The organism is Limnohabitans sp., assembly GCF_044361985.1.
Taxonomy (GTDB): domain Bacteria; phylum Pseudomonadota; class Gammaproteobacteria; order Burkholderiales; family Burkholderiaceae_C; genus Limnohabitans_A.
The window spans coordinates 1-4,044 of record NZ_JBIKHV010000149.1; the positions used below are offsets into that span (position 1 = coordinate 1).

Sequence of the window (4,044 nt, forward strand, 5' to 3'; positions counted from 1 at the left end):
ATTCGCCGCAGTGCCATGTGCACGTCGTCCAGGGTTTGCGGCTCGGCCTGTGGGTCTTTCAGCAGGTTGAGCGAGCCATTCGCATAGCTGGCAATCGCCGCCAGGGGTTGGTTCAGTTCGTGGCTCAGCAGGGACGCCATCTCGCCGACCGTCGTCAGGCGGGCTGTGGCCTGCAGCCGCTCCTGGCTGGCGCGAGAAAGCTCTTCGATGCGGCGTTGCTCGCTGATGTCGATCACCGCACCCATCCAGCCGGTCTGTTCGCCCCGCACACTGATCAAAGGGGCTTCAATGATCAGTACTGGAAACCGCGTGCCGTCTTGCCGCATGAAGACCGATTCAAACCCTTCTCGGGGCGGTGCGTTGCCTGCCATGCGGATGGCTTGGCGTTGCTGGTACTCATCCACCATTTCTGGTGGCCAATACGGCATGGGGGCGTTTTGGCCAAGCAGGGCCTCGGCTTCCCAGCCCACCATTTGGCAAAACGCGGGGTTCACATACGTGATGCGGCCTTGTAAATCGCGCGCTCTCAAACCAGTGACCAGAGAGTCTTCCATGGCCTTGCGAAAAGCCAGCGCATCGGCCAGGTCGCGTTCTGCCTTGAGGCGCCGCCGTGCATCTTTGGTCAGCAGCACCATCACCGTGACCAGCGCAATTGACATTCCTGTAACCAAGGCGGTGAGGACGTTGGGAAACAAGTCGGGCTCTCCCCGCCGGCCGTCCATGCGCAACAGCAAGGTGCTGCCCGGCAGGTCCACCAGCTGTTGTGAAGTGAAGACCCGACGCTCGCGGCGCTGGGTGCCCGCGATGGCCAACCGTGTGCCGTCAGGCTCGACAAAAGACAATTCATTTTGGCGACCAAATGTGCTGCCCAGCCGCTCAGTCAGCAGCTCCTGCAGGCTGTAAGTCACGACCGTGTAACCGACGAATTCGCCAGCCTGTGTCATCGGCAGGCACAGCTCCATCACCTCCGAGCCCAGGCCGTCGGGCTGAGGTAAAAAATAAGTGCTTGAATAGGCGGCCCCGTTGACCCGTCTGGCCCGTTGACAGGCTTGGGCGGCTTCGTTCAAGACCTCGGTGCGTGGGACGCGCTCAAAAGCGGAGGTGCGCAAAGGGGAGTCGACAAAAGCTTGCTGCCGCCATTCTTTGTCGCGCCACTCCAGGCGCAACCAGTCCCGGTTGTTGCGCAGCAAGGCCTGTGCTTCTGATGACCAGTTCGAGACCGAAAAATGGCCTGACTGTAAAGCTTGCAAGGCTTGCACCCGTCTGGACAGGCTGCTGCGCAAATCACTCACGGCATTGGCGGTGTCGCGTTCCAGTTCAGCTTGCACCTGGCTGGCTTCGTAGCGGCCAGCCAGCCAGACCAGCGTAGCCAGCACGGCGATCACCAAGGCAATCAAAGCGGTCCAAAGAGAGCGTCGCCCGGAACCCCAAGGCAAAAATTCATCGAGCTTTGCACGTGCACGGGGCAGGTGTTCTTGCCATGCTGCCGTGATGCGGAAGGGCCCAAGCTTTCTCATTGTTTCAAGGCTTGGCGATGCCCGCAGGAGAGGTGTTGATCTCGTCGCTGCTGCTGTTGATTTTTGTGACCCGGGGTTCAGCCCAACTGCCGTCAATCAGGAACTCCTGGGTGTTGGCTTTGACCAAAGGATTTTGTAAAAAGAGCTGCGCCAGAAATGCCGTCAAACCCACCAAGGGGTTGACCGCAATGCCAGCCACCAAAGAGGCTGTTCCTGCGTCGAGTGCGGGCAAAATCACCACGCGAAGCTTCTGGGTTTCGTGGGCAATATCGGCTGAGCCATCCAGTTGAACCAGGGCATTGACGCCCTTGATTTGAAGGTTTCGTGTGTTGGCGATGCCTTGCGTGATGGCGACATCACCGCGCACCGAGTCAAAGACAAAACCTTCGTAAAACACATCCCGAAAGTCCAGCAGCAAGCGGCGCGGCAAGGCCTGCAAACTCAGCACCCCCAACAACTTGGCCGCACCCGCATCGGCCTTGAGAAATTGGCCGCGACCCATTTTTACCCCGAACTGACCGGTCATGCTGGGGTAGTGCAAAGCCAATGGCGACCCCCGCCAGCTGACGGTGCCTTCGAGTTGACCAGAGCCCCCACGCAAGGCATCGGGTGTGCCCAGGCGCGTCAGCAAGGCGCCAGCATCGGTGACATCCAGCTTGAAGTTGATTTCTGTTTTGCGCTGGTTGCCGCCGTCGGTTGCTGTCAGCCACCTTCCGGTGCTGCGCAGTGTGGCTTCGGGCAGGGTGATGTTGAACTTGTTCAGTTGCCACTCGGGTGAGGTTTTCAGGCGTGTCTTTTGTTGTTCGGTATTGACGGCTTCGATGTCAATGCGGCCGAGTTTTTTGCCGCGCAATTCCAGTTGCTCCACCACGATGTCCAGTGCGGGCAGGTTGGCGGGCGGCGCTTCAAGCAGGCCCTCCACATCGGCTGCGCTGGAAGGGGGCAGGTTGAGGCGGGAAAGCCGGGCATACAGATGGCCCAACTGTTCTTTGGCCGGCAAGCGATAGACCACATGCCCACTCAATTCGCGGGCATCCACATTGACCCGCCAGCTTTGCCCTTCACGCACGCCACCGGCCACCACCTGGTTCAAAGTGCGCCCATCGGCCGTGATGGTGCTGGCTTGCAGGCCGATGCGTGTGGGCAAATAGGTGGACAAAACGGCCAGGTCAGGGGCGGGCATGTTGCTGCCGGAGAGCAGGTTGGCGGGCAAAAGGGCTTGCCACTCGTCCAATGACAACGCGTCCAGTGCGATGGACGCCGACACACCTGTGGCGGGCAAAACAGGCGCTTGCCTGCTGGGCAAGCCCAAGCTCAGGCTGCCACGCAGCACAAGGGGCTCAGGGCCGGACAAATCGCGCACATAGTTGGCGGACGCCATGTTGCCCCATTCCAGTTGCAGCTGATCGCTCAATAGGCCACCGGTATTTTGCACGCGGCTCCTGAAGGTCAGGGGTGTGCTGGTTTCTGCAGACTTGCCAAGGGGGGCTGGCAACTTCAGCGTCAAGCCCTCCAGTTGGCTTTGCACCGACAGCTCGGGCAGGCCATGTCGCCAACCCAGTTGGGCACTGTAAGTGGTGGCGCCACTGGCATGTTGTGCCCATTCATTCAGGGGCGCCAACTCTTTGGCCATGCGAAGTGCTTCGGCAGTGAGCTGGCCTTGAGCGCGCAGCTTTAAGCCGCTTTCGATGGCCGCAGCACTGGGTGAGGCCTGCATGCCGCCTTCTATGCGAACCAACCCACCCAGCAGGCGGCCTTGGGTGCCATTGAGTGTGAAACCGGACTCGGTGAACTGGACCGTTCCCTGCAGTTTTTCCAGCAGGGGGGCAGATGGGGCCATGCGCACATCGTTGCCAGCCAACACCACCGAGCCTTGTAATTTGGGGCTTTGAGGGGCGAGCAGGGGCAGGGCCAATTTAAAACGGGTTTGTAGCGAGCCTGTGGCTTGGGTTTCGCGCAAAGCGCCGGACAGCAGCGCATCGAGTGGTGACTTTTGCACCAGCGTCAGCATCTGGGCTGCCGGGCCCTTGATTTCGGCAGACACATTCAACAGCGGCGCATGGGCCATGTCGGCGATTTCAGCCTGGCCCGCCGTGAGGTTCAGACCCGTGCGTGCATCCATGGCGCGCGCAGAGGCATCGCTCAGCTTCATGCCCAAGCGGTCAAAGACCAGCCGACCTGTCAGAGCGTGCAGGCGGGGCCATGGCAGGCTTTTGGGGGGCAGCAGGGCCTGCGGTAAATAATCGAGCTCGAGGTCGCGAACTTGGCCGGCAAACCGAAGTTCACCGTCTTTGGGATTGTTAAAAGGCCAGCGCGCCAAATCGCCCTTGATCTTGACTTGCACATCTGAATAGACCCCTTTGACCACCGCATCACGTACATATTGGCGCGCGCTCGCAGGCAGCGCCAGAGGCAGGTAACGGTAGGCGCGCGACGCATCGATTTGCTTGATCTGACCTTGCAGATCCAGCACGCCCGGGCCACTGCCGTTCGCGGAGGGATGCCACTGGCCCTGCCATTCACCCTG

Annotated in this window: 2 protein-coding genes; both read right to left on the reverse strand. The window is 60.5% G+C overall.

From position 1 onward, the window contains the following. Positions 1–1,517 (reverse strand): PAS domain S-box protein (locus ACIQ3A_RS14165; RefSeq protein WP_396432366.1); only part of this gene is annotated, 1,517 nt, incomplete at its 3' end. A gap of 4 nt (positions 1,518–1,521) precedes the next feature. Continuing rightward, positions 1,522–4,044: YhdP family protein (locus tag ACIQ3A_RS14170; RefSeq protein ID WP_396432368.1), on the reverse strand; the 2,523-nt coding region annotated here is incomplete at its 5' end.